21 protein-coding genes are annotated in these 21,190 nt (G+C 67.6%); 12 read left to right on the plus strand and 9 right to left on the minus strand.

Features of this window, described 5'->3' with window-relative positions:
• Nucleotides 1–95: 95 nt before the first annotated feature.
• The 4 genes from ACG3SL_RS01985 to ACG3SL_RS02000 all read right to left on the minus strand — a co-directional run bounded on the left by ACG3SL_RS01985 (nt 96) and on the right by ACG3SL_RS02000 (nt 4,101).
• Nucleotides 96–1,406: an amidohydrolase gene (locus ACG3SL_RS01985; RefSeq protein WP_448663463.1), complete on the minus strand. Its 1,311-nt coding sequence runs from the start codon at nt 1,404–1,406 to the stop codon at nt 96–98.
• 72 nt (nt 1,407–1,478) lie between these two features.
• Complete coding sequence (locus ACG3SL_RS01990; RefSeq protein ID WP_448663464.1) at nt 1,479–2,123, minus strand: DUF4893 domain-containing protein; 645 nt, start codon at nt 2,121–2,123, stop codon at nt 1,479–1,481.
• A 30-nt stretch (nt 2,124–2,153) separates the two neighbouring features.
• The gene (locus tag ACG3SL_RS01995; protein WP_448663465.1) at nt 2,154–2,939 is read right to left on the minus strand and encodes a 3-hydroxybutyrate dehydrogenase; all 786 of its coding nucleotides are present in this window, start codon (nt 2,937–2,939) and stop codon (nt 2,154–2,156) included.
• 4 nt (nt 2,940–2,943) lie between these two features.
• Entirely contained in the window at nt 2,944–4,101 is a 1,158-nt protein-coding gene (locus ACG3SL_RS02000; RefSeq protein WP_448663466.1) for a patatin-like phospholipase family protein, read from the minus strand.
• Between the two features lie 166 nt (nt 4,102–4,267).
• On the opposite strand from ACG3SL_RS02000, the gene ypfJ reads away from it, so the two are divergent.
• From ypfJ to ACG3SL_RS02015, 3 genes are all read left to right on the plus strand, one after another.
• Nucleotides 4,268–5,149 carry a KPN_02809 family neutral zinc metallopeptidase gene (gene ypfJ / locus ACG3SL_RS02005; RefSeq protein WP_448663467.1) on the plus strand — a complete coding sequence of 294 codons (882 nt, stop codon included), beginning with the start codon at nt 4,268–4,270 and terminating at the stop codon, nt 5,147–5,149.
• Between the two features lie 310 nt (nt 5,150–5,459).
• Nucleotides 5,460–6,536: a YjgN family protein gene (locus ACG3SL_RS02010; RefSeq protein WP_448663468.1), complete on the plus strand. Its 1,077-nt coding sequence runs from the start codon at nt 5,460–5,462 to the stop codon at nt 6,534–6,536.
• The gene (locus ACG3SL_RS02015; RefSeq protein ID WP_448663469.1) at nt 6,520–7,599 is read left to right on the plus strand and encodes a M48 family metallopeptidase; all 1,080 of its coding nucleotides are present in this window, start codon (nt 6,520–6,522) and stop codon (nt 7,597–7,599) included. Before ACG3SL_RS02010 ends, ACG3SL_RS02015 begins: the two co-directional genes overlap by 17 nt.
• Nucleotides 7,600–7,640: 41 nt before the next feature.
• Here the strand turns inward: ACG3SL_RS02015 and ACG3SL_RS02020 are convergent, their stop codons facing one another.
• Entirely contained in the window at nt 7,641–8,162 is a 522-nt protein-coding gene (locus tag ACG3SL_RS02020; RefSeq protein WP_448663470.1) for a hypothetical protein, read from the minus strand.
• A gap of 178 nt (nt 8,163–8,340) precedes the next feature.
• Here ACG3SL_RS02020 and ACG3SL_RS02025 point away from each other — a divergent pair, with 178 nt between their 5' ends.
• The 6 genes from ACG3SL_RS02025 to ACG3SL_RS02050 are packed head-to-tail and all read left to right on the plus strand — an operon-like array spanning nt 8,341 to nt 11,896.
• Nucleotides 8,341–9,087 carry an alpha/beta fold hydrolase gene (locus tag ACG3SL_RS02025; RefSeq protein ID WP_448663471.1) on the plus strand — a complete coding sequence of 249 codons (747 nt, stop codon included), beginning with the start codon at nt 8,341–8,343 and terminating at the stop codon, nt 9,085–9,087.
• Nucleotides 9,069–9,821, plus strand: a complete 753-nt coding sequence (locus tag ACG3SL_RS02030) for a tetratricopeptide repeat protein (protein WP_448663472.1) — start codon at nt 9,069–9,071, stop codon at nt 9,819–9,821. Before ACG3SL_RS02025 ends, ACG3SL_RS02030 begins: the two co-directional genes overlap by 19 nt.
• Nucleotides 9,822–9,866: 45 nt before the next feature.
• Nucleotides 9,867–10,298 carry a VOC family protein gene (locus ACG3SL_RS02035; RefSeq protein WP_448663473.1) on the plus strand — a complete coding sequence of 144 codons (432 nt, stop codon included), beginning with the start codon at nt 9,867–9,869 and terminating at the stop codon, nt 10,296–10,298.
• Nucleotides 10,298–11,026, plus strand: a complete 729-nt coding sequence (gene gloB, locus ACG3SL_RS02040; RefSeq protein ID WP_448663474.1) for a hydroxyacylglutathione hydrolase — start codon at nt 10,298–10,300, stop codon at nt 11,024–11,026. The genes ACG3SL_RS02035 and gloB overlap by 1 nt, the downstream gene beginning before the upstream one ends.
• A 46-nt stretch (nt 11,027–11,072) precedes the next feature.
• Complete coding sequence (locus ACG3SL_RS02045) at nt 11,073–11,471, plus strand: hypothetical protein (RefSeq protein WP_448663475.1); 399 nt, start codon at nt 11,073–11,075, stop codon at nt 11,469–11,471.
• Between the two features lie 11 nt (nt 11,472–11,482).
• A complete protein-coding gene (locus tag ACG3SL_RS02050) occupies nt 11,483–11,896 on the plus strand; it encodes a hypothetical protein (RefSeq protein WP_448663476.1) in 414 nt (137 codons plus the stop codon).
• Nucleotides 11,897–12,299: 403 nt separating this feature from the next.
• Here the strand turns inward: ACG3SL_RS02050 and hslU are convergent, their stop codons facing one another.
• Both hslU and hslV read right to left on the minus strand, forming a co-directional pair.
• A complete protein-coding gene (hslU, locus tag ACG3SL_RS02055) occupies nt 12,300–13,592 on the minus strand; it encodes an ATP-dependent protease ATPase subunit HslU (RefSeq protein ID WP_448663477.1) in 1,293 nt (430 codons plus the stop codon).
• A 127-nt stretch (nt 13,593–13,719) separates the two neighbouring features.
• Complete coding sequence (hslV, locus tag ACG3SL_RS02060; RefSeq protein WP_448663478.1) at nt 13,720–14,271, minus strand: ATP-dependent protease subunit HslV; 552 nt, start codon at nt 14,269–14,271, stop codon at nt 13,720–13,722.
• A gap of 105 nt (nt 14,272–14,376) precedes the next feature.
• On the opposite strand from hslV, the gene ACG3SL_RS02065 reads away from it, so the two are divergent.
• The 3 genes from ACG3SL_RS02065 to ACG3SL_RS02075 all read left to right on the plus strand — a co-directional run bounded on the left by ACG3SL_RS02065 (nt 14,377) and on the right by ACG3SL_RS02075 (nt 17,629).
• Nucleotides 14,377–15,222 (plus strand): endonuclease/exonuclease/phosphatase family protein, encoded by an 846-nt coding sequence (locus tag ACG3SL_RS02065; RefSeq protein ID WP_448663479.1) that lies wholly within the window; start codon nt 14,377–14,379, stop codon nt 15,220–15,222.
• 4 nt (nt 15,223–15,226) lie between these two features.
• Entirely contained in the window at nt 15,227–16,450 is a 1,224-nt protein-coding gene (locus ACG3SL_RS02070) for a threonine synthase (protein WP_448663480.1), read from the plus strand.
• A gap of 105 nt (nt 16,451–16,555) precedes the next feature.
• Nucleotides 16,556–17,629, plus strand: a complete 1,074-nt coding sequence (locus ACG3SL_RS02075; protein ID WP_448663481.1) for a type I restriction endonuclease — start codon at nt 16,556–16,558, stop codon at nt 17,627–17,629.
• Nucleotides 17,630–17,659: 30 nt separating this feature from the next.
• On the opposite strand, the gene ACG3SL_RS02080 is transcribed toward ACG3SL_RS02075, so the two are convergent.
• A complete protein-coding gene (locus tag ACG3SL_RS02080; protein ID WP_448663482.1) occupies nt 17,660–18,697 on the minus strand; it encodes a glycosyltransferase family 2 protein in 1,038 nt (345 codons plus the stop codon).
• Nucleotides 18,694–21,189, minus strand: coding sequence for a DegT/DnrJ/EryC1/StrS family aminotransferase (locus ACG3SL_RS02085; protein WP_448663483.1), 2,496 nt, complete (start codon nt 21,187–21,189; stop codon nt 18,694–18,696). The genes ACG3SL_RS02080 and ACG3SL_RS02085 overlap by 4 nt, the downstream gene beginning before the upstream one ends.
• Between the last annotated feature and the right edge of the window lies 1 nt (nt 21,190).

Consider the following 21,190-nt stretch of genomic DNA (forward strand, 5'->3'; position numbering starts at 1 on the left):
CCCTCACCCCGGCCCTCTCCCGCGCGCGGGAGAGGGGGAAGGAGGGAAGAAGAAGGCCCTCTCCCGCTTGCGGGAGAGGGGGAAGAAGGGGCCGCTTATTTCTTGAGCAGGTCCAGCGCGGCGGCGGTCATGGCTTCGGTGGCGGTGGCGATGACGGCTTCGGCGTCGGGGGCCCAATAGGCGCTGTGGAGCGAGGGGAGGGGGGTCTTGTTCGCCTGCGCCGCGTCCCATTTCGCCCGGGGCACGCCGCCGACCCAGAAGATCGTGCTCTGGATGCTCTTGTCCGCCAGATAGAAGCGGCCGAAATCCTCGCCGCCCATCACGGCGGGCGTCTCGATCACGCGGTCCTTGCCGAAGAGGCCGGTCCACAGCGCCTGGAGGCGGCCGGTGAGCGGTTCGGTGTTGAAGGTGGAGGGGGTGAACTCGTCCTTGACCTGCATCACCGGCATCCGGTCTTCGGGAATGCCCGCCGCGATCGCCTCGCCCTTGGCGATGCGGGCGATGCCGTCGAGCAGTTGCTGGCGCACTTCGGGGGTGTAGCTGCGCACGGTGAGCAGCATGGTGACTTCGCTGCCGATGATGTTGTGCTTCGATCCGCCCTGGATGCTGCCGACAGTGACGACGGCGGGCTGCTGCGGATCGACTTCGCGCGACACCAGCGTCTGGAGCGCAGTGACGATGCGCGCGGCGAGGACGATCGGGTCCCTGGTCATGTGCGGATAGGCGCCGTGGCCGCCCACGCCCTTCACCACCAGATCGACCGAATCGACATTGGCGAGCGCATAGCCCGAGCGGACGCCGATGACCCCCGCCGGGATATTGGCCGCATCGTGGAAGGCGAGCGCGAATTGCGGCTTGGGGAAGCGGGTGAACAGCCCGTCCTCTAGCATCATCCGCGCGCCCATGCCGCGTTCCTCGGCGGGCTGGGCGATCATCACGACGGTGCCGTGCCACTGGCCCTTCATCGCGGAAAGGTTGCGCAGCGTGCCGATCCAGCTGGCCATGTGCGTGTCGTGGCCGCAGGCGTGCATCACGCCGGTTTCCTGTCCCTCATCGGTGACGGCGCGGACCTTGGAGGCGAAGGGGAGGCCGGTGTCCTCGATCACGGGCAGCCCGTCCATGTCGGCGCGGATCAGCACGACCGGGCCGGGGCCGTTCCTGAGCACCGCGACGACGCCGGTGCCGCCGACCTTTTCGGTCACGTCGAACCCGGCCTTGCGCGCCTCCGCCGCCAGCTTGGCCGCGGTCTGGACTTCGTGGAGGCTCAGTTCGGGATGCGCGTGGAAATCGCGGTACAGCTCCATCAGCGCCGGCAGCGCGCGGGTGGTGGCTTCGTGCACGGGATCGGCGGCGGCGGGGACAGCGAGCGTCATGGCGCCGGCGAGCAGGAGCGTGCGGAGGAGCATAGGGATTCCCGTATCATGGAGGCGCGAGTGTCACCCGCGCGGGAACCCCGTGTCAACGGAGGGGAAGGGCGATCAGCTCGCCGGGACCAGCTCCACGATGTCGAGCAGCGATTCGAAACTGGGGCTGGGAAACACCATCCGCCAGCGGCGCGGCGCGATGCGTTCGACATAGCCGATGATGTCGCGCGTCGAATCGATGCCGTAGCGCAGCGCCGCGGTCTCGTCGCCATAGACCATGGTGCCGAGGAAGATCGCGCGGGCATTGCTGTCGGGATAGAGCAGGCCCGAGGGGCGCTGGGGCCCGTCGGTCTTGCGCATGCTCTTGACCGGGCCTTCGTCGACGACTTCGCAATCGAAAGCCGGATAGGCGCTGAAATCGCGGGTCGCGGTGCCGTTCGCGCCCAGCTTGAACATGCGGCAGCGATAGGCGCCCTGCGGCGGCGACGCGTCCCCCAGCGCGCGATCGGGATCGAACAGCGCCGGATCGCGCGCGATCGCGCCGCCATCGGCCTGTTTCGCGAGCGGCAGTGCGAGGTCCCAGGTCTTGCGCCAGTTGCGGATGCGGTTGCGATCGGAATCGGTGGCGATCCGTTCCCAGCGGACGTCGGTGGGCGGGCGTGCCGACGTCGCCTCGCGATAGACGCTGCACCCGGAGACCAGCATCGCCGAGAGGGCGGTAACGGGCAGCATCCACTTCATCGTCGCACGCTCTTTCAAGATTTTCCGCCCTTCACGCTTCCACCGTTTTCAGGCGGCGGTCCAGCCGCCGTCCATCGAATAATTCGATCCGGTGATCTGCGCCGCTTCGTCCCGACACAGGAATACGGCCAGCGCCGCCACCTGTTCCGGCAGGACGAACTGTTTGGTCGGCTGGGCATCGAGCAGCACGTCGTTGATGACCTGATCGCGGGTCATGCCGCGCGTCTTCATCGTATCGGGGATCTGGTTTTCCACCAGCGGGGTCCAGACATAGCCCGGCGAGATGCAGTTGACGGTGATGCCGTGCGTCGCGACTTCGAGCGCGGCGGTCTTGGTCAGCCCGGCGAGACCATGCTTGGCGGTGACATAGGCGGCCTTGTTGGGGCTGGCGACCAGGCTGTGCGCCGAGGCGGTCGAGATGATGCGGCCCCATTTGCGCGCCTTCATCCCCGGAATCGCGGCGCGCATCAGGTGGAAGGTCGAGCTGAGGTTGATCGCGAGGATCGCGTCCCATTTCTCGATCGGGAATTCGTCGATCGGGGCGACATGCTGGATGCCGGCGTTCGAGATGACGATGTCGACGCTGCCCAGTTCGGCCTCGGCGCGGGCGACCATCGCCGCGATCTGATCGGGCTTGGTCATGTCGGCGGCATCGTACAGCGCCTGCGCGCCGCTGGTCTCGGCGAGCTTCGCGCGCTCGGTCTCGATCGCGGCGGCATCGCCGAAGCCGTTGATGACGACGCTCGCGCCCTCTGCCGCCAGCGCCTTCGCATAGGCGAGGCCGATGCCCGAGGTGGAGCCGGTGACGATGGCGGACTTGCCCTTGAGGAACATGGGGTTACTCCTGCGATGTAGCTTGGCGGTGCGTGAGGTCGAACGCGGCGGTGGTGCCGCTGAGGATGTTCTGCGCGACGAGCTGGGCATTGGCCATGGTCTCGGCCACCGCGGTGCGCCCGGCCTGCCAATGCTCGTGCATCGAGCGGGCGGAGAATTCATAGTCGCGGCTGCCGCCTTCCCACGCCTCGGCGCGGTAGATCAGCTGGACCAGGCTGACGGCATGTTCCGCGACCAGCGCGCGCACGGCCTGGACATCGGGGTCCTCGGCAACCTCCGGCGGCACCTTGTCGAGCAGGCGGCGCACCGTCTCGCGCGCCTTGCGCAGCCGCATGCGTTCGTCGGAGACGGCGCGGGTGCGGCTGGAGAAGCGGATTTCCTTTTCGCGCGCCATCACGTCCATGATCGTGCGCGGCAATTGCGCGGTGGCGGAGAACAGGTCGACCTGGAACACCAGCATGTCGGCGTCCTGCCGGTCGAGCACATGCGTGAGCGGCGTGTTCGACACCAGCCCGCCGTCCCAGTAATATTTGCCGTCGATCTCGACCGGCGGGAACCCCGGCGGCAGCGCGCCCGACGCCATGATGTGGCGGACGTCGAGCACTTCGTCGCGCGTGTCGAAATAGCGGAAATTGCCGCTGCCCAGCTCGACCGCGCCGACCGAAAGGCGGACGGGGCCGTTGTTGAGCAGATCCCAGTCGACCAGCCGCTCAAGCGTGTCCTTCAGCGGTGCCGTGTCGTAATAGCTCAGCGCCTCGGGCGTGCCGGGCACGGCGAAGGTGGGAGGCACGAGGCGCGGCTTGAAGAAGCCGGGAACGCCGTTGATCGCGACCATCGCCGCCGACCATTCGTGCGATGCCTCGCGCAGCATGTCGTGCATCGGGAAGGAAAAGTCGGGCAGCGCCGCCGTCACTTCGTCCCAGAAGGCGCGCATCGCCGCCACGCGCCGCTCGGGCGGGTTCCCCGCGAACAGCGCGGCGTTGATCGCGCCGATCGAAATCCCCGCGACCCAGTCTATTGCGATATGGGTGCTTGCCAGTTCCTCGACCACGCCGGCCTGGAAACTGCCCAGCGCGCCGCCGCCCTGAAGCACCAGTGCCACCGTATCCGGCAGGGGAAGGCCGTTTGCCTTGCGGCGCGGGCGGGACTCGGCATCGGCCATGGCGATCCTTTGCGCCATCGCGCGGCGGGGTTCAACCGGCCACCGCAGTGCACCAACGAAAGTTGGGGGTGGGCGAAAGTTGGGGGCAGGGCGCGCGATAGCGGCGTGCAACGCTTGGCGTGCTGAGGCATTGTTGCGGACAACGAACGACAAGGGGATTTTTGCGATGCGGCTCGACGATCTGGACCCGACCAACAATGCCCGCGACCTGGGATCGGGCGGCGGCGGGGGCGGCTTCGGGCTGCTGGGGCTGCTGCCGCTGCTGCTCGGGCGCGGCATGGGATGCGGCGGCATCGCGCTGGTGGCGATCGTCGGCCTTGCCTATCTGGCGCTGTCGGGCGGCGGCGGGCTGCTGAGCACCGGCGGCGGCGCGGGCACGTCGCCCACAGCGGGCAAGAGCGGCGCGGCGGTGTGCCAGGTCAACCCCGAACGGCTGGAGGCGTGCAAGGTCATGACCAGCACCGACCAGACCTGGGCCAAGATCTTCCAGGAATCGGGCCAGCGCTATACCCCGGCGACGATCAACTTCTTCCAGGGCGGCGCGCAGACCGGGTGCGGCGCTGCGACCTCTGCCGTCGGGCCCTTTTATTGCCCGAGCGACGACGGCGTGTACCTCGACACGAGCTTTTTCGACGAGCTGGCGACGCGCTTTGGCGCGAAGGGCGATTTTGCCCGCGACTATGTGATTGCCCACGAAATGGGGCACCATGTCCAGGACCTGCTCGGCACGTCGGAACAGGTTTCGCGGATGCAGGCGCAGAGCAGCAAGGCCGAGGGCAATCGCCTGTCGGTGAAGCTGGAACTGCAGGCGGATTGCTTCGCCGGCGTCTGGGCCGCGCGCAACCGCGACCGGCTGGAACCCGGCGACATCGAGGAAGGCATGACCGCAGCCAACGCGATCGGCGACGACACGCTGCAGAAGCAGGCGCAGGGGCAGGTGGTGCCGGACAGCTTTACGCACGGCACGTCGGCACAGCGGATGCAGTGGCTGAAGCGCGGGCTCGACAGCGGCGACCCGGCGCAGTGCGATACGTTTTCGGCGATGTAATCGGGGAAGGAAAGGCCCTCACCCTCCCACCGCTTCGCGGCGGGCCCCTCCCTCTCCCGCTTGTGGGAGAGGGGATTTGGGGCGGCGCTTCGTTTAGCCCTCTCCCGCTTGCGGGAGAGGGGTGGGTGAGGGCCTTCTTCTTCTTCCGGGCGGCGGCGCGGTGGGCGCGGGCCCTCACCCTCCCACCGCTTCGCGGTGGGCCCCTCCCTCTCCCGCTTGCGGGAGAGGGGAAAGAAGGGGAGAGGCCTTCTTCCTTCTTCTTCTTGACGCCGCACCGCCCCGGCTTCAGGTTCGCCGCTGGGGGGACTTCATGCACGACAACACTAAGGATTCGAGCGCGTTCGCGTTCGGCGGGACGTGGCGCGAGTTTGCGCCGATTGCGTTCACCAACCTGTTGCTGACGATCGTCACGCTGGGGGTGTACAGCTTCTGGGCACGCGCGCGCGAGCGGCGCTATTTGTGGGGCCGGACGCGCTTCATCGGCGATCCGCTGGAATGGGCGGGGACGGGGATGGAGCTGTTCATTGGCTATATCCTCGCGTTTTTCGTGTTCCTGCTGCCGCTGGGGCTGTTGCAGTTCGCGATTCAGGCGCTGATCCTGCGTGGGCATGAAGGCGCGGCGGGGCTGCTGCTGCTCGGGCTTTACCTGCTGCTGTTCTATGTCATCGGGCTCGCGGTGTTCCGGGCGCTGCGCTATCGCCTCAGCCGCACCTATTGGCGGGGCATTCGCGGGGGCAGCGACGCGCAGGGCTTTCGCTATGCCTGGTCGTCGGTGTGGCGCACGATCCTGGGGTCGCTCGCGCTGGGGCTGATGGTGCCGTGGGCGATGGTGAGCCTTTGGAACAAGCGGTGGAACGCGATGAGCTTCGGCCCCTATGCGTTCGAATCGGTGGCGGATTCGAGCCCGCTGATGAAGCGCTATCTGCTTTATTACCTGCTGCCGATCGTGCTGTTCATCGGCGCGTTCGTCGTGATGATGGCGGTCGGCGTCGACCCGGAGACGACGCCGGAGGACATCCAGGCGACGGTGTTTGTCGGGATCGCGCTGTTCTACCTCATCTTCTTCGTGCTGTTCGGGCTGATCGCGCTGTTCTTCTACGCGGCCTATTTCCGCGAAGTGGTGGGCAATCTGTCGCTCGGGCAGCTGGAGTTCGCTTTCACCGCGCGCACGGTCGACTGGCTCAAGCTGGTGCTGGGCAGCTTCGCGCTGGTGGTGTGCACGCTGGGGATCGGCGCGATCTTCCTCGGCTATCGCAACTGGGCGTTCTTCGTCCGGCACCTGGAAGCCTATGGCGAGATCGACCTGGGCGAACTGACCCAGTCGACCACGCGCAAGCCGGGGCAGGGCGAGGGGTTGCTGGATGCGTTCGATGTCGGCGCCTTCTGACGCCGAGGCGCCGCGCGTCTGGCATTTCGACGGGCGCAGTGCCGTGCGGCGCGCGCCGGTGCTGGTGCCGCAGGGCGACGGCTTCCTGCTGGTCGAGGAGGGGGTGGCCGACGGGCCGTTCGCCTTTGCCGACCTGACTGCGCAGCCGGAGGTGGGCGCGGGCTATGGGCTGAAGGGGCAGCCGGGGTGGCGGATCGGGTTCGATACACCGCCGCCGCCCGAGATTGCCGCGCGGCTGCCGCAGGGGCGGCGCTATGGCGGCGTGATCGACCGGATCGGGCTGTGGCCGGCGGCGATCGGCTTTGCGCTGGTGTCGGCCGTCGTCGTGTTCGTGGTGAGCATGACGCCCGCGCTGCTCGTGCGGCTGATCCCGCAATCGGTGGAGCAGCGGATCGGCGCGCTGATGGTCGGCGATTTCGGCGGGCGGACCTGTTCCACCGAAGCGGGCGATGCGGCGCTGATGGCGCTTTCGGCACGGCTGGGCATTTCGCCGCTGGAAGCCGATGTGCGTGTGGTGGACGTCCCGATCGTCAATGCCGTCACGCTGCCGGGCGGGCATGTGCTGCTGTTTCGCGGGCTGATCGATCAGGCCGAGTCTTCGGACGAAGTGGCGGGCGTGCTGGGGCACGAGATCGGGCATGTCGAGCATCGCGACGTGCTCCAGTCGCTGCTGCGCCAGTTCGGGCTGAGCGTCGTGCTGGGCGGGCTGGACGGCAATGTCGGGGGCTATACCAACGCAGTGCTGTCCGCCGGCTATTCGCGCGCGGCGGAAAGCGCGGCGGACGGCTATGCGATCGACACGCTGAACGCGGCGCGGGTCTCGCCCGCCGGCGCGGCGGGGTTCTTCGCCCGGTTGTCCAAGACCGAAGTGACGGTGCGCGGGGCGGGGACGGTGCTGGCCTATCTTTCCAGCCACCCGATGTCGTCTGAGCGCAAGGCGCGGTTCGAGGCGGCGACCAAGGGGGCCTATACTCCGGCGCTGACGGCGGCGCAGTGGCAGGCGCTGCGCACGATCTGCGCCGGGCGGCCCAAGCAGGGATGGCGCGACGCGATGCGGTTTTGAGGGGGCGAAGCGGCGCGGGTGAGACCCCAGCGCGCTTTACGTCAGGGCGTTGGCGCTTTGGGTTGCTCAATATCATCCCAATGCAGCGTTAGCTTGTCGCCCTTGACCTTCGGCAGGGCCTTTCGATCGATGAGCTTGCCGTGCACCTCAAAGGCCGCATCGATCTTCACGATCAGAACCTTGCTGAAATTACCTTTGAGATTCAAGGTGATCTGATCGGCGCTTTTGAAAGACGTGATCGTCTTCACCTCGACAAAGTGGTTGCCCAGCCTGCCGTCTGACCCCTGCGCGTAATTTTTGTGAAGTTTGATTCCGTGCGTAATCGCGCCGTAGAGTTCTCCAAGATCACCATAGACCTGTAAGTGTTTGCCCGTGAGGTCGTGGTATTCCTGTGCTGCGCCGAGCAGGGCTTGGAAAATTGGCACGAGATCGCAATCGAGGTCGGGGAAACGAGCTTGAAACTCAAGCAGTTCAAGGCGCGAGTTAATCTCGTCCCAGGTGATCCATTCGCCATCATCGTAGATGGCGTTATCGTTGTTCCACATGTCGGTTGGGCCGTGCATCATAGCATCCGGACAGTGGGGCTCTAGGTGTAAACGTTCCCTTTCCGCGTTGCGGGAGAGCATTTTCAATCGTTTTAAGCCCTCACACCTTAACGTGATGCCGAACCGTGGAAAGGACTAGCATCGTCCTGTGCCCGCCAAGGATGACGCCGCCCGCCAACCGGGCTAAGACCCCGGCATGACCGAACCCAGCACCCCCGCCGCCCGCCCCAACCTTGCCTATCACCACTCGCCCGGCACCGGGCCGACGTTGGTGTTCCTGTGCGGCTATGCGTCGGACATGAACGGGACCAAGGCGCTGGCGCTGGAGGCATGGGCGCGGGCGCGGGGGCAGGCGTTTTTGCGGTTCGACTATGCCGGGTGCGGCGCTAGCGAGGGCGCGTTCGAGGACCAGACGCTGGCGCTGTGGCGCGACGATGCGCTGCGCATCCTCGACGCGCTGGTGCCGGGGCCGGTGGTGCTCGCCGGATCGTCGATGGGCGGGTGGATCATGCTGATGGTCGCCAAGGCGCGGCCGCAGCAGGTGGTGGGGATGATCGGCATCGCCGCCGCGCCCGACTTCACCGACTGGGGCTTTGCCCAGGAACAGAAGCTGCACCTGCTCCAGCACGGGCGGCTGGAACAACCCAACGACTATGGCGATGCGCCGACGGTGACGACGCGCGCCTTCTGGGCATCGGGCGAGGCGAACCGGATGATGATCGGGCCGATCGGCTTCGACGGCCCGGTACGTCTGCTCCAGGGCCAGCGCGACAAGGAAGTGCCGTGGGAGCGCGCCGTGACGCTGGCCGGGCTGATCCGTTCAGACGCGGTGCAGACAGTGCTGGTCAAGGACGGCGACCACCGGCTGTCGCGCGATAGCGACATCGCGCTGTTGCTGCGCGCCGCAGAGGATGTGATCGGCCTATGTTCTTCCTGCTCCTGACCCTCCAGACCGTTCCCGCCGTAGCCGAGGGCACCGCGAAGGAGCCCGCGCGCTTTGCCGAGTGCATGGACCTGGCGACCGGCGACCCGTCCAGCGGGGTGCAGAACGCGACGCGCTGGCGGGCCGAGGGCGGCGGGATGCTGGCGCGGCAGTGCCTGGGCGTGTCCTATGCCAACCAGAAGCGCTGGGAATCGGCGGCGGGGGCGTTCGAGGAAGCCGCGCACGATGCCGAGACGGCGAAGGATGCCGGGCGCGGCGCCAATTACTGGGCGCAGGCGGGCAATGCCTGGCTGGCGGCGGGGAATATCGCCAAGGCGCGCGCCGATCTGGACGCGGCGCTGGCATCGGGCGCGCTGACGGGGCTGGCGCTGGGCGAGGCGCATCTGGACCGCGCGCGCGTGCTGGTGGCCGCCGGCGACACTACCGGCGCGCGGGCGGACATCGATGCGGCGCTGCGCGACGCGGCGAACGATCCGCTGGCGTGGCTGCTTTCCGCCACGCTGGCGCGACGGGCGAGCGACCTGGAGCGCGCCCGCACCGACATCGCACAGGCCGTGAAGCTGGCCCCCGACGACGCATCGGTGCAGCTGGAGGCAGGCAATGTCGCCGCCGCATCGGGCGACGAGGCGGGCGCGCGGGCGGCATGGACGCGCGTGGGCACGCTGGCCCCCGGTACGCCGCTGGCGACGGCGGCGAACGGCGCGCTGGCGCAATTCGGGACTACCGGGAACTAGCGCCGCGCCCTATCTGGAGGGCGAACAGCCATTCCGGAGCCCCCCATGCAATATCTCCATACCATGATCCGCGTCACCGATCCGGCGGCGACGGTGCGCTTTTTCGAGCTGATCGGGCTGAAGGAAGTCAAGCGGATCGAGAGCCAGCAGGGGCGCTTCACGCTGATCTTCCTCGCGGTGCCGGGGGAGGAGGGCAAGGCCGAAGTCGAGCTGACCTATAACTGGCCCGCCGAGGACGGCAGCGCCGAAACATATAGCGGCGGACGCAATTTCGGGCATCTGGCGTACCAGGTCGACAATATCTATGAGACGTGCCAGCGGCTGATGGACGCAGGCGTGACGATCAATCGCCCCCCGCGCGACGGGCACATGGCGTTCATCCGCACCCCCGACAATATCTCGATCGAGCTGCTCCAGGACGGCTATCTGGCGCCGCAGGAGCCCTGGGCATCGATGCCCAACACCGGCGAGTGGTGATGCTGGAGATTGTTCGCATCCCGGCGCTGAGCGACAATTATATCTGGCTGGTCCATGACGCCGCCTCGGGCTCGACGGTGGTGGTCGATCCGGCGGAGGCTGCGCCGGTGCTCGCGGCGCTGGAGGCGCGCGGATGGGCGTTGTCGGCGATCTGGAACACGCACTGGCACCCCGACCATACCGGCGGCAATGCCGCGCTGAAGGCGGCGACCGGCGCGACCGTGATCGCCCCCGCCGCCGAAGCCGCGAAGATCCCCACTGCCGACCGGCTGGTGGGCGAGGGCGACGTGGTGACGCTGGGCGCGCACGAAGCCGTGGTGCTGGAGGTGCCGGCGCATACGGCGGGGCACATCGCCTATCACTTTGCCGGGGACGGCGTGGTGTTCGTCGGCGACACGCTGTTCGCGATGGGATGCGGGCGGCTGTTCGAGGGGACGCCGACACAGATGTTCGCCAATATGCAGCGGCTGGGCGCACTGCCCGGCGAGACGCGCGTCTATTGCGCGCATGAATATACCGCGTCGAACGGGCGCTATGCGCTGGTCGCCGAGCCGGACAATGCGGCGATCGCGGCGCGGATGGAGGTAGTCGAGCGCGCGCGGGCGGCGGGTGAGGCGACCGTGCCGACGACGATTGCCGAGGAATGGGCGACCAACCCGTTCCTGCGCGCCGACAGCGTGGAAATGCTGGCCGAGCGCCGCGCGGCGAAGGATGTCTTTCGCGGCTGATCGGGTGTAACCTGTTCCCGGGGGCTGTATTTTTGGAGCGAATGCGATGATCCGCCTTGTCCTGCCCGCCCTGTTGCTCGCCTCCGGTGGCGTTGCCGCCGCGACGATGCAGGAAAAGCCCAAGCCCGATGCCGCCACCGCGCGCGTGGAGCGCACCCTTGCGGGGCTGACCCCGGGCAAGCCGATGACCTGCCTGCCCCGCGCGCGCGTTACCGAGATGCAGACCGCCGACGGCGTGATCCTGTACATTGGCGGGCGCAACCGCGTGTACCGCAACGACGTGGTCGGGCATTGCGCGGGGCTGAAGCGCGACGATGTGGTGGTGTCGTTCAGCAGCGGTGGCGGCGACTATTGCCGGGGGGACATCCTCCAGACCCGCAGCCCGAACGGCGGCATGATGACCGGAAGCTGTTCGCTGGGCAGCTTCGTTCCCTATACCCGGTAAGGAGAGGCACGATGCGCGGACTTTGGATGGCGGCGGGCGCAGTGGTGCTGGCGGGGATGGTCGCGGGATGCACGGTGGACCCGAAGGTCGAAGCCGCAAGCCGCGCCGCCGACGATCGCGAACTGACCAAGGCGCTGGAGGGGCGCGTGGCGGGCACGCCGCAGGATTGCATCAGCCCGACGGGCCTGTCGGGGCCGCGTATCATCGGCGACCGCACGCTGCTCTATTCGAGCGGGCGGACGCTCTACCGCGTCGATGTGGAAGGCGGCTGCCCCGGCCTGGCGCCGTATAATACGCTGCTCGTCGAGATGCAGGGATCGCAGCTGTGCCGCAACGATCGCTTTCGCATGATCCAGCCGGGGGTGGCGATCCCGGGGCCGTATTGCCGGATGGGCAAGTTCGTGCCGTATGTGAAGGCGCGGTGAGGGCGGGTGTGATCGCCTGAGATCCCGGCTTTCGCCGGGATGACGGGTGTTGGCCTGAGGTCCCGGCTTTCGCCGGGATGACGGGTTTTGGCCTGAGGTCCCGGCTTTCGCCGGGATGACGGGTGTTGGCCTGAGGTCCCGGCCTTCGCCGGGATGACGGGGTTGCTTCCACCTCTGGCCCTCCCCCGGCCCCTCCGCATGCGGGAGGTCTATCGCATAGGGTAGCGGGACCAGCATAAATTCCGTCATCCCGGCGAAGGCCGGGATCCATTGGCGCTCCGTTGCGGCAAGAAGCGCAGACGGAGCCCCTAATGGATCCTGACTTTCGTCAGGATGACGCCGTGTTTTCTGCCCCTCGTCCCCTCCGCCAAGCGGGAGGGGAGAGGGGCTCGGCGCTACCCGATCACAGCACGTAGCGGCTGAGATCGGTGTTGCGGGCGATGCTCTGGAGCTGGGCGTTCACATAGGCGGCGTCGATCGTCAGCGTGCTGCCGCTGCGGTCCTCCGCTTCGAAGCTCACTTCCTCGAGCAGCTTTTCCATCACCGTCTGGAGGCGGCGGGCGCCGATATTCTCGACCTCCGCGTTCACTTCCGCCGCGATCTTCGCCACCGCGCGGATGCCGTCTTCGGTGAAGTCGATGCTGACGCCTTCGGTGCCGAGCAGCGCCGCATATTGCGCGACCAGGCTCGCCTTGGTGTCCGACAGGATCGCGACGAAATCGGCCTCGGTCAGTGCCTTCAGCTCCACCCGGATCGGCAGGCGGCCCTGCAACTCGGGCAGCAGGTCGCTGGGCTTGGCGACGTGGAACGCGCCGCTGGCGATAAAGAGGATGTGATCGGTCTTCATCGGGCCATACTTGGTCGCGACCGTCGTCCCTTCGATCAGCGGCAGCAGGTCGCGCTGGACGCCCTCGCGGCTGACCGAGCCGCCGCGCACGTCGCTGACCGCGATCTTGTCGATCTCGTCGAGGAAGACGATGCCGTTCGCCTCCGCATCGGCCAGCGCGACGCGGCTGACTTCGTCCTGGTCGAGCCGCTTGTCGGCTTCCTCCTCGACCAGCTTTTCCCAGGCACTGCGCACGTTGAGCTTGCGGCGCTTGAGCGGGGTGCCCGCCAGCCCCTTCATCATTTCGCCCAGGTTTATCATCTGGGCGCCGCCGCCGGGGATGTCGAAGGGCATTTGCGGCGCCTGTTCGACTTCGATCTCGATCTCGGTGTTGTCGAGCACGCCGTCATGGAAGCGCTGCTTGAACGCCTCCCGCGTCGCGGTGCTCGAATCCTTGCCGGTCAGCGCGTCGAGCAGGCGGCCCATCGCCGCTTCCTCGGCCTTGTCCTTCACGGCGGAGCGGCGGCGTTCCTTTTCCAGCCGGATCGCTTCTTCGACCAGATCGCGGGCGATCTGCTCGACGTCGCGGCCGACATAGCCGACTTCGGTGAACTTGGTCGCCTCGACCTTCACGAAGGGCGCGTCGGCCAGCTTGGCAAGGCGGCGGCTGATCTCGGTCTTGCCGCAGCCGGTGGGCCCGATCATCAGGATGTTCTTGGGCGTCACCTCGTCGCGCAGATCGGCCGAGAGCTGCTGGCGGCGCCAGCGATTGCGCAGCGCGACGGCGACGGCCTTTTTCGCATCGGTCTGGCCGATGATGTGCGCGTCGAGCGCGGCGACGATGGTCTTGGGGGTCAGGTTCTGGTTCATTTTGATCTCTCAAGCCCCTCCCCTTCAGGGGAGGGGTTGGGGGTGGGGCAGTCAGGGAAGCGGGCGGGGCGCTCGTGGAGAGTCCCCCACCCCGACCCCTCCCCTGAAGGGGAGGGGCCAAGAAGGGTCACGCCGCGTCCAGCGTCTCTACGGTCAGCCGGTCGTTGGTGTAGACGCACAGCTCGCCGGCGATCTTCATTGCCTGGCGCGCGATCTTTTCGGGATCGGTTTCGTAATCGACCAGCGCACGCGCCGCCGCGAGCGCGAAATTGCCGCCCGATCCGATCGCGGCCACGCCGCCTTCGGGCTCCAGCACGTCGCCATTGCCGGTGACCACCAGCGTCACGTCCTTGTCCGCGACGATCAGCATCGCCTCCAGATTGCGGAGATATTTATCGGTGCGCCAGTCCTTCGCCAGCTCGACCGCGGCGCGGAGCAGCTGGCCCTGGTGCCGCTCCAGCTTGGATTCGAGCCGCTCGAACAGGGTGAAGGCGTCGGCGGTGGCGCCGGCAAAGCCCGCGATCACCTTGCCATCGCCCAGCGGGCGGACCTTTTTCGCATTGGGCTTCATCACGGTGTTGCCGGCCGAGACCTGGCCATCGCCCGCGATCACCACTTTGCCCGATTTGCGCACGGAGAGGATCGTCGTGCCGTGCCACGCATTGCTTTTGTCGCTCATAGGCAGGCGATATGGGTAGGGTGGCCGCCGCCGCAAAGGGGCCATGCGGGTGAAACAATCATCGGGCCTAAGCGGCGCGTAAAACCAAGAGGGAAGCGAATCACGATGACGGTGTTGAAGACGATCGGCCTGGCGCTGGCGGCGATGCTTGCTGCGGCCACCCCGGCGATGGCGCAGGCGCCGCTGACGGTGATGAGCTTCAACATCCGCTATGCGAACGAGAATGACGGCGCCAATGCGTGGAGCAAGCGCCGCGACGTGACCGCGGCGATGCTCGACAAGGCCGCGCCCGACATCATCGGCACGCAGGAGCTGCTGAAAGTGCAGGGCGATTTCCTGGCCGCGCGGCTCAAGGATTATGCCTGGATCGGCGTGGGGCGTCGGGGCGGCGACGATGACGAGCATATGGGGCTGTTCTATCGCCGCGACCGGCTGACGCTGGTGCAGTCGGGCAATTTCTGGCTGTCGGACACGCCCGAAGTGGCGGGTAGCATCAGCTGGGGCCATCCGCTGCCGCGCATGGTCACCTGGGGCCTGTTCGAGCGGATTTCGGACAAGCGGCGCTTCTATGCGTTCAACACGCACCTGCCCTATCGCGCCGAGGACGAGGGCGCGCGCGAAAAGGGCGCGGCGCTGATCCTGAAGCGGGTGCAGGCAATGGCGGGCGCGCTGCCGGTGGTGCTGACCGGCGATTTCAACACCGAACCGGGCAGCGCCGCGCACGCGCTGCTGGCGACGCAGATGCAGGACGCGCGCGAGACGGCGCCGGTCAAGCAAGGGCCGGAGGCGACGTTCCATGCCTTTACCGGCGTGCCGACCAAGCGGATCGACTGGATCTTCACGCGCGGCTTCACGGCAAGGCGGGTGACGACGCTCACCGAGCATCAGGGCGCGGTGCAGACGTCGGATCATTTTCCGGTGGTGGCGGTGCTCGCATGGCCTAAGCGGTAAAGCCATGCACGACGAGAACCTGACGACCGACCGGCCTACGTTCGTAAGCCACCTGGAATGTTCGCTGACCGGCGAGCGGTACGCAGCGGATCAGTTGCATGGGCTGTCGCGGGCCGGGCGGCCGTTGCTGGTGCGCTATGACCTGGCGGGAGTGGCGGGGGCGCTGACGCCCGCGATGCTGGCGGCGCGCCCGGCGGACCTGTGGAAATATCGCGAGCTGCTGCCGGTGCGGGAGACCGCGCATATCGTTAGCCTGGGCGAGACCGCGACGCCGATCGTGCCGCTGGAGAACGAGCCCGGCAATGTCTGGGTCAAGGACGAGGGCCGGCTGCCCACCGGATCGTTCAAGGCGCGCGGACTGGTGATGGCGATCGCGATGGCGAAGGAACTGGGCGTCACCACGATCGCGATGCCGACCAACGGCAATGCCGGCGCGGCGGCGGCGGCCTATGCGGCGCGGGCGGGGATCGAGGCTGTGATCTTCTGCCCCGACGACACGCCTGAGATCAACGTCCGCGAAATCGCCGCGCAGGGCGCGCGGGTGTACCGCGTCAACGGGCTGATCGACGATTGCGGCAAGATCGTCGGGGCGGGCAAGGCCGAACGCTGCTGGTTCGATCTGTCCACGCTCAAGGAACCGTATCGGATCGAAGGCAAGAAGACGATGGGGCTGGAACTGGCCGAGCAGCTCGGCTGGGAACTGCCCGACGCGATCTTTTACCCCACCGGCGGCGGCACCGGGCTGATCGGGATGTGGAAGGCGTTCGACGAGATGGAGGCGCTGGGCTGGATCGGGCCCAAGCGCCCGCGCATGTACGCGGTGCAGGCGGAAGGCTGTGCCCCGATCGTCCGCGCGTTCGAGGCGGGCGAGCGGCACGCCACGCGCTGGGAAGACGCACACACCGTCGCGGCGGGCATCCGCGTGCCGCAGGCAGTCGGCGATTTCCTGATCCTCGACGCGGTACGCGCGAGCGGGGGGCGCGCGATGGCAGTAAGCGACGCCGCGCTGGTCCAGGCAGTGGACGACACCGCGAAGCGCGACGGCATGCTGCTGTGCCCCGAAGGCGGCGCCACGCTGGCGGCGTATCGCGACGCGCTGGCCACCGGGCTGGTCGACGCGGAGGAACGCGCGGTGCTGTTCAACTGCGCGACCGGACTGAAATACCCGCTGGCCGACCATTCGCGCTTCCTGGACCGGCATGCGGCGATCGACTGGGCGGGGCTGTAATCGTCCCAGTCGGACGCAACTGTTGTCGGATTAGGTGTCGATTAAGCATCTTGATCATCTGTATTGCGACGGTCAATCTGGGCAGTCGGATATTGGGGGGCAAAGATGGACTTCGCAACGCGCTTGGCGGAACTGCAAAAACGAACGATTGAACACCGCGAAGCATTGCTGACCGAGGAAGCGGCCAAGACGGCGCTTGTGATGCCCTTTATCCAGGCGCTTGGTTATGACGTGTTCAACCCCAAAGAGGTGGTTCCGGAATTTACCGCAGATGTCGGGACCAAGAAGGGCGAGAAAGTCGATTATGCGATTTGCGCAGAGGGATCGGTCAACATCCTGATCGAGTGCAAGCCGTCCTCGTCGGAGCTGAACGTGAACCATGCGGGCCAGCTGTTTCGATATTTCAGCGTCACCGATGCGCGCCTCGCCGTGCTGACCAATGGCGTGAATTATCAGTTTTTCTCGGACGTCGAGAAACCGAACAAGATGGATGACCGCCCCTTTTTCACCTTCAGCATGGATGCGATTAAGACCACGGACGTTCGTACGCTGGAGAAGTTCGTCAAAGCGGATTTCGACATCGAGAAGATCATACAGGAGGCCGGCAATCTCAAGCTCCAGTCGCTTTTGCGAAAGGCGGTGGAGCAGGAATTCGCTGAACCGTCGGAAGATTTCGTGAAACTGTTTGCGGCACGCGTGGTGGAAGGGCGACTGACCCCTGCCGCGAAGGAGAGCGTGTCGCGCCTGATTCCGGGGACCATCGCGTCCATAATCCGCGACAGAGTGAATGATCGGCTGTCATCCGCGCTGAACGCGACGGCGCCTGCGGTCGAAGCAGTGGAGGAGGTCGAGGCTGCTGGCGAGGCGGACGGTATCGTCACTACCGAGGATGAGATCAGCGGCTTTCGTATCGTACAGGCGATTTGTTCGCGGCTGGTCGATCCCAAGCGAGTCGTTATCCGCGACGGGAAATCTTATTGCGCGATCCTGTTGGACGACAACAACAGGAAGACGATCGCGCGGATGTGGTTCAATTCCTCCACGACGCGGCACTTCGGCACGTTTCAGGGCAAGGACGAAACCCGGCACCTTATGCCGGAACTGACCGGGATATATCGCCTGACAGCGGAAATCGAAGCGCGGCTTCGGGAGCTTGACGACAGCATCCCAGCTGCCTGAGGGCTCGAAGGACGCGGCCCGCGCGCGCCTTCAGCCGCGGGCCAGCGCTCGTGCCCGGCCGATCAGCGGCGACACCAGCCAGTCGGGCGCGCGTAGCGGCACCGGGGGCGGGCGGAGCGGCAGGAGGTCGCGCAGGCGGGCGATGCGGTGGCGCAGGGCCGGGCGGGCGACGATCCACCACAGGCGGACATATTCGCGCTCGATCCGCGCGCGCGTGTCGGCGTCGAGCGCGCGGCTGTCCCCGAAATGGCGGTGGAGCGCATCGAGCGTGCCGAGCACGCGCGCCAGCGTCGGCAGATCGGGCACCGGATCGCGCGCCATCAGGTGGCGGACGACCAGTGCGGCGTGGGCTTCGGCGTCGCCCGCGAACACGGGGACATAGCGTTCGGCGAGCACCTGCGCCGCGCTGGTCGCCATCGCGTCGCGGAACCGCTTCGACGCGCCGCCGGGGTGGCAGCGATAGATGAGCAGCGGCGTGTCGATCCGCGCGATTTCGCCATGCGCGCGGATGCGGTGATAGAGGTCGAAATCCTCGGCATAGCGCACCTGCGGCCGCTCGAACGGAATCAGGCGCCGCGCGGCATCGGCGCGGAACAGCACCGACGACCAGACCAGCGGGTTCTGGAGCATCAGCAGCCAGTCGATCACCGGCGGGGTGAGCGTGCCCGGGCCGGGCCAGGGGCGGATCTTGCCTTCGCTCAACAGGTTGCAATCGCTGGCGACCAGCGCGACCTGCGGGTGCGCATCGAGGAACGCGACCTGGCGCGCGAGGCGATCGGGGGCGCACAGATCGTCCTGGTCGAGCCCGGCGATATAGGTGCCGCGCGCCTCGGCAAAGGCACGGTTGCGGGCCAGCACCGGGCCGCCATTGGCGCTCGCGCGAAAGGCGCGGATGCGCGGATCGGCATAACGCGCGATCACGTCCCACGTATCGTCGGTCGAGCAATCGTCGACCACGACCAGCTCGAAATCGGCGAAGCTCTGCGCCAGCACCGAGTCGATCGTCGCGCCGATCAGCGCCGCGCCGTTATAGGCGGGCAGGATGATGCTGACCGTGGGTGTGCTCATGCCGCCTTGCGCGCACGCTGCACCGCCGAGTCGCCCAGCAGCTGATCGACGATCAGCTGGCCGACATCGTTCTGCCACAGCCACAGCCCGTTGGCCTTGCCCCGGAAGCTGGGTTCGCCGCCCAGCCGCCCTTCGGGGACGAAACCGGCGGCAAGGCCGATGCCATAGGCGCCGGGGACGGGGGTGCCGTGCGCGTCGATCACGCGGCATTGCTGGTCGACCATGCGCGGGCGGCCGGGGCCGTCGGCGGACAGCGCGATGCGATGGCCCCCTGCGTCGAACAGCGGCAGCGCGTGCGGGCGATAGCCGGTGGCGCCGATGACGATGTCCGCGCTGTCGAGTAACGCGCCGGCCTCCGCGTCGTCCGGGCCCAGCCGGTGCAGGCGGAAGCGCGGATCGGGCACGCGCCCGCCGATGCCGAGCATCCGCAGCACCAGCTCGCGCGCTTCCAGCCGGAAACCGGCAAGGCGATAGACGAAGCCGCTCAGGGGGCAGATGTCGTCGGGGCCGAAATCGGTGAAGCCATCGGCATGGGCGGCCTCGGCGGACGGGTAGAAGGGGCGCAGCGGCTCGCGGTGGAGCAGCGTCAGCGCGCCCGCGCCCAGCGGGATTTCGGATTTGAGCAGCAGCGCGGCAGAGGCCAGCGCGCTGGTGGAGGCGCCGACGATCGCAATGCGCGGCGCGGCGACTCCCGCCAGCCGTTCGCGCAACGCCGCCACGCCGCCGAGCCGGAGAAAGGCGTCGGAGGGGAGCAGGCGGTCGCCCAGCCGGGTGCCGAGCGGCTGGCCCGCGACCAGGGTGCCCGCAACGTCCTCCGCCGCCTGATAGCCGCCGGTCGCGACGACGATATGGTGCGACAGGACCGTGCGCTCGCATCCGCTGGCGCGGTCGCGCACGCGGGTCTGCCACAGGCCGTCGGCGGTGCGGCGCGATTCGAGCGCGTCGTGCCCGGTGAGAAGCGTGCCGCCATGCTCGGCGACGACGGTGCGCACGGCGGCGCCCATCGCTTCCAGAAACGGTGCGGTGCGCGCCAGCGGCACGCCTAGCCGGCCGATATGGCGCGCGATCTCCTGCGCGCCGGGATGGTCGACCAGCGCGGCGATTTCGGGATGGGGGTTGTCCTTGACCGCGCTGAGGAACGTCTCCGCCGTGCTGTCCGACGTGATGGCATAGTCGCCCAGCTCGCCGCAGCCGAGGCGGACGTTGCGCTCGACCACGACCAGCCCCGATGCGGCGAGGCTGGCGAGGCGGTCCTGCTTGCTGGCGGCGATCAGCATCGCCACGCCGGCGGGGCCGCCGCCGACGAGCAGCGTCGAGGCGACCGGATCGTCCGCGCGTGGCGCGGCGGCGATCCGGGCGTGGCGGGCGCGGGCACAGGCATCGAGCAGCGCGGTGCAGATGGTATCGACGTCCTCGACCGTCATCGCATCGGTGACGGGCAGCGACAGCATCCGCGCGCCGATCGCATCGGCGACCGGCGTCGCGGCGGCGATGCAGCTTTCCTGGAAATAGGCCTGCTGGGCCAGATGCGGGCTGAAATAATGGCCGCCGCCAATGTCCTGCTCCGCAAGGTCCGCAAGGATCGTCGCGCGGTGGGCTGCGAGATCGGGGGGGAGCAGCATCGGCATGAACTGCGCGATCGGGCGGCGGGCATGCCCTGCCTGGAACACGAACTGTCCGCGCAGGTGCTCGCGATAGCGCGCGACCAGCGTGGCGCGGTGCGCGGCGACGGCGTCGATCTCCGACAGGCGGGCAAGCGCCATCGCGCCCAGTATCTCGGGCAGCTTGGCGTTGATGCCCGGCCCCTGCGCCGAGCGATCGGGGCCGAAGCCATAATTGCTCATCCGCCGCATCGCCGCGATCTGTTCGGCATCGGCGCTGTAGATCAGCCCGCCCTCTGCGGTGGCAAAGGGCTTGGTCGCGTGCATCGAGAAGACGATGGGGAAGGGCGCGCCGGTGCCGAAGCCCCGACCATCGGCGGCGTGGTTGCCGAGCGAGGCGGCTGCATCGACCACCACGCCGACCCCGTGCCTGCGCGACAGCCACGCATAGCGATCGAGGTCGATGCCCGTGCCGAACGTGTCATAGGGCACGATCACCGCGACCTGGCTGCCATAATGGGCGAGCACGGATTCTTCCGCGCCCGGACAGGCGGACCAGTCGTCGGCGTCGCTGTCGATCAACAGCGGGGTGAGGCCGGCCCAGATGGCCGCATGGGCAGTGGCGGCGAAAGTGAAGCTGGGCATCAGCGCGAAGGTGCCGGTGCGGCCCTGGCGCGCGTGGCGGATCGCGACCATCAGCCCCAGCGTGGCGCTGGGCACCGCAAGGCAATCGCCCACGCCGCCGAACAGCTGCTCGGTCACCGCCGCCTCGAACCGGCGCACGACCGGGCCGCCATTGGTGTAGATGCCCGATTGCTCGATTTCGAGCAGCGCGTCGGCCATGCCGCTGAGCCGGGGCGGCCGCGCCGCGATCAATGGTAGCTTGTGCATT

Source organism: Sphingomonas degradans (assembly GCF_053502645.1).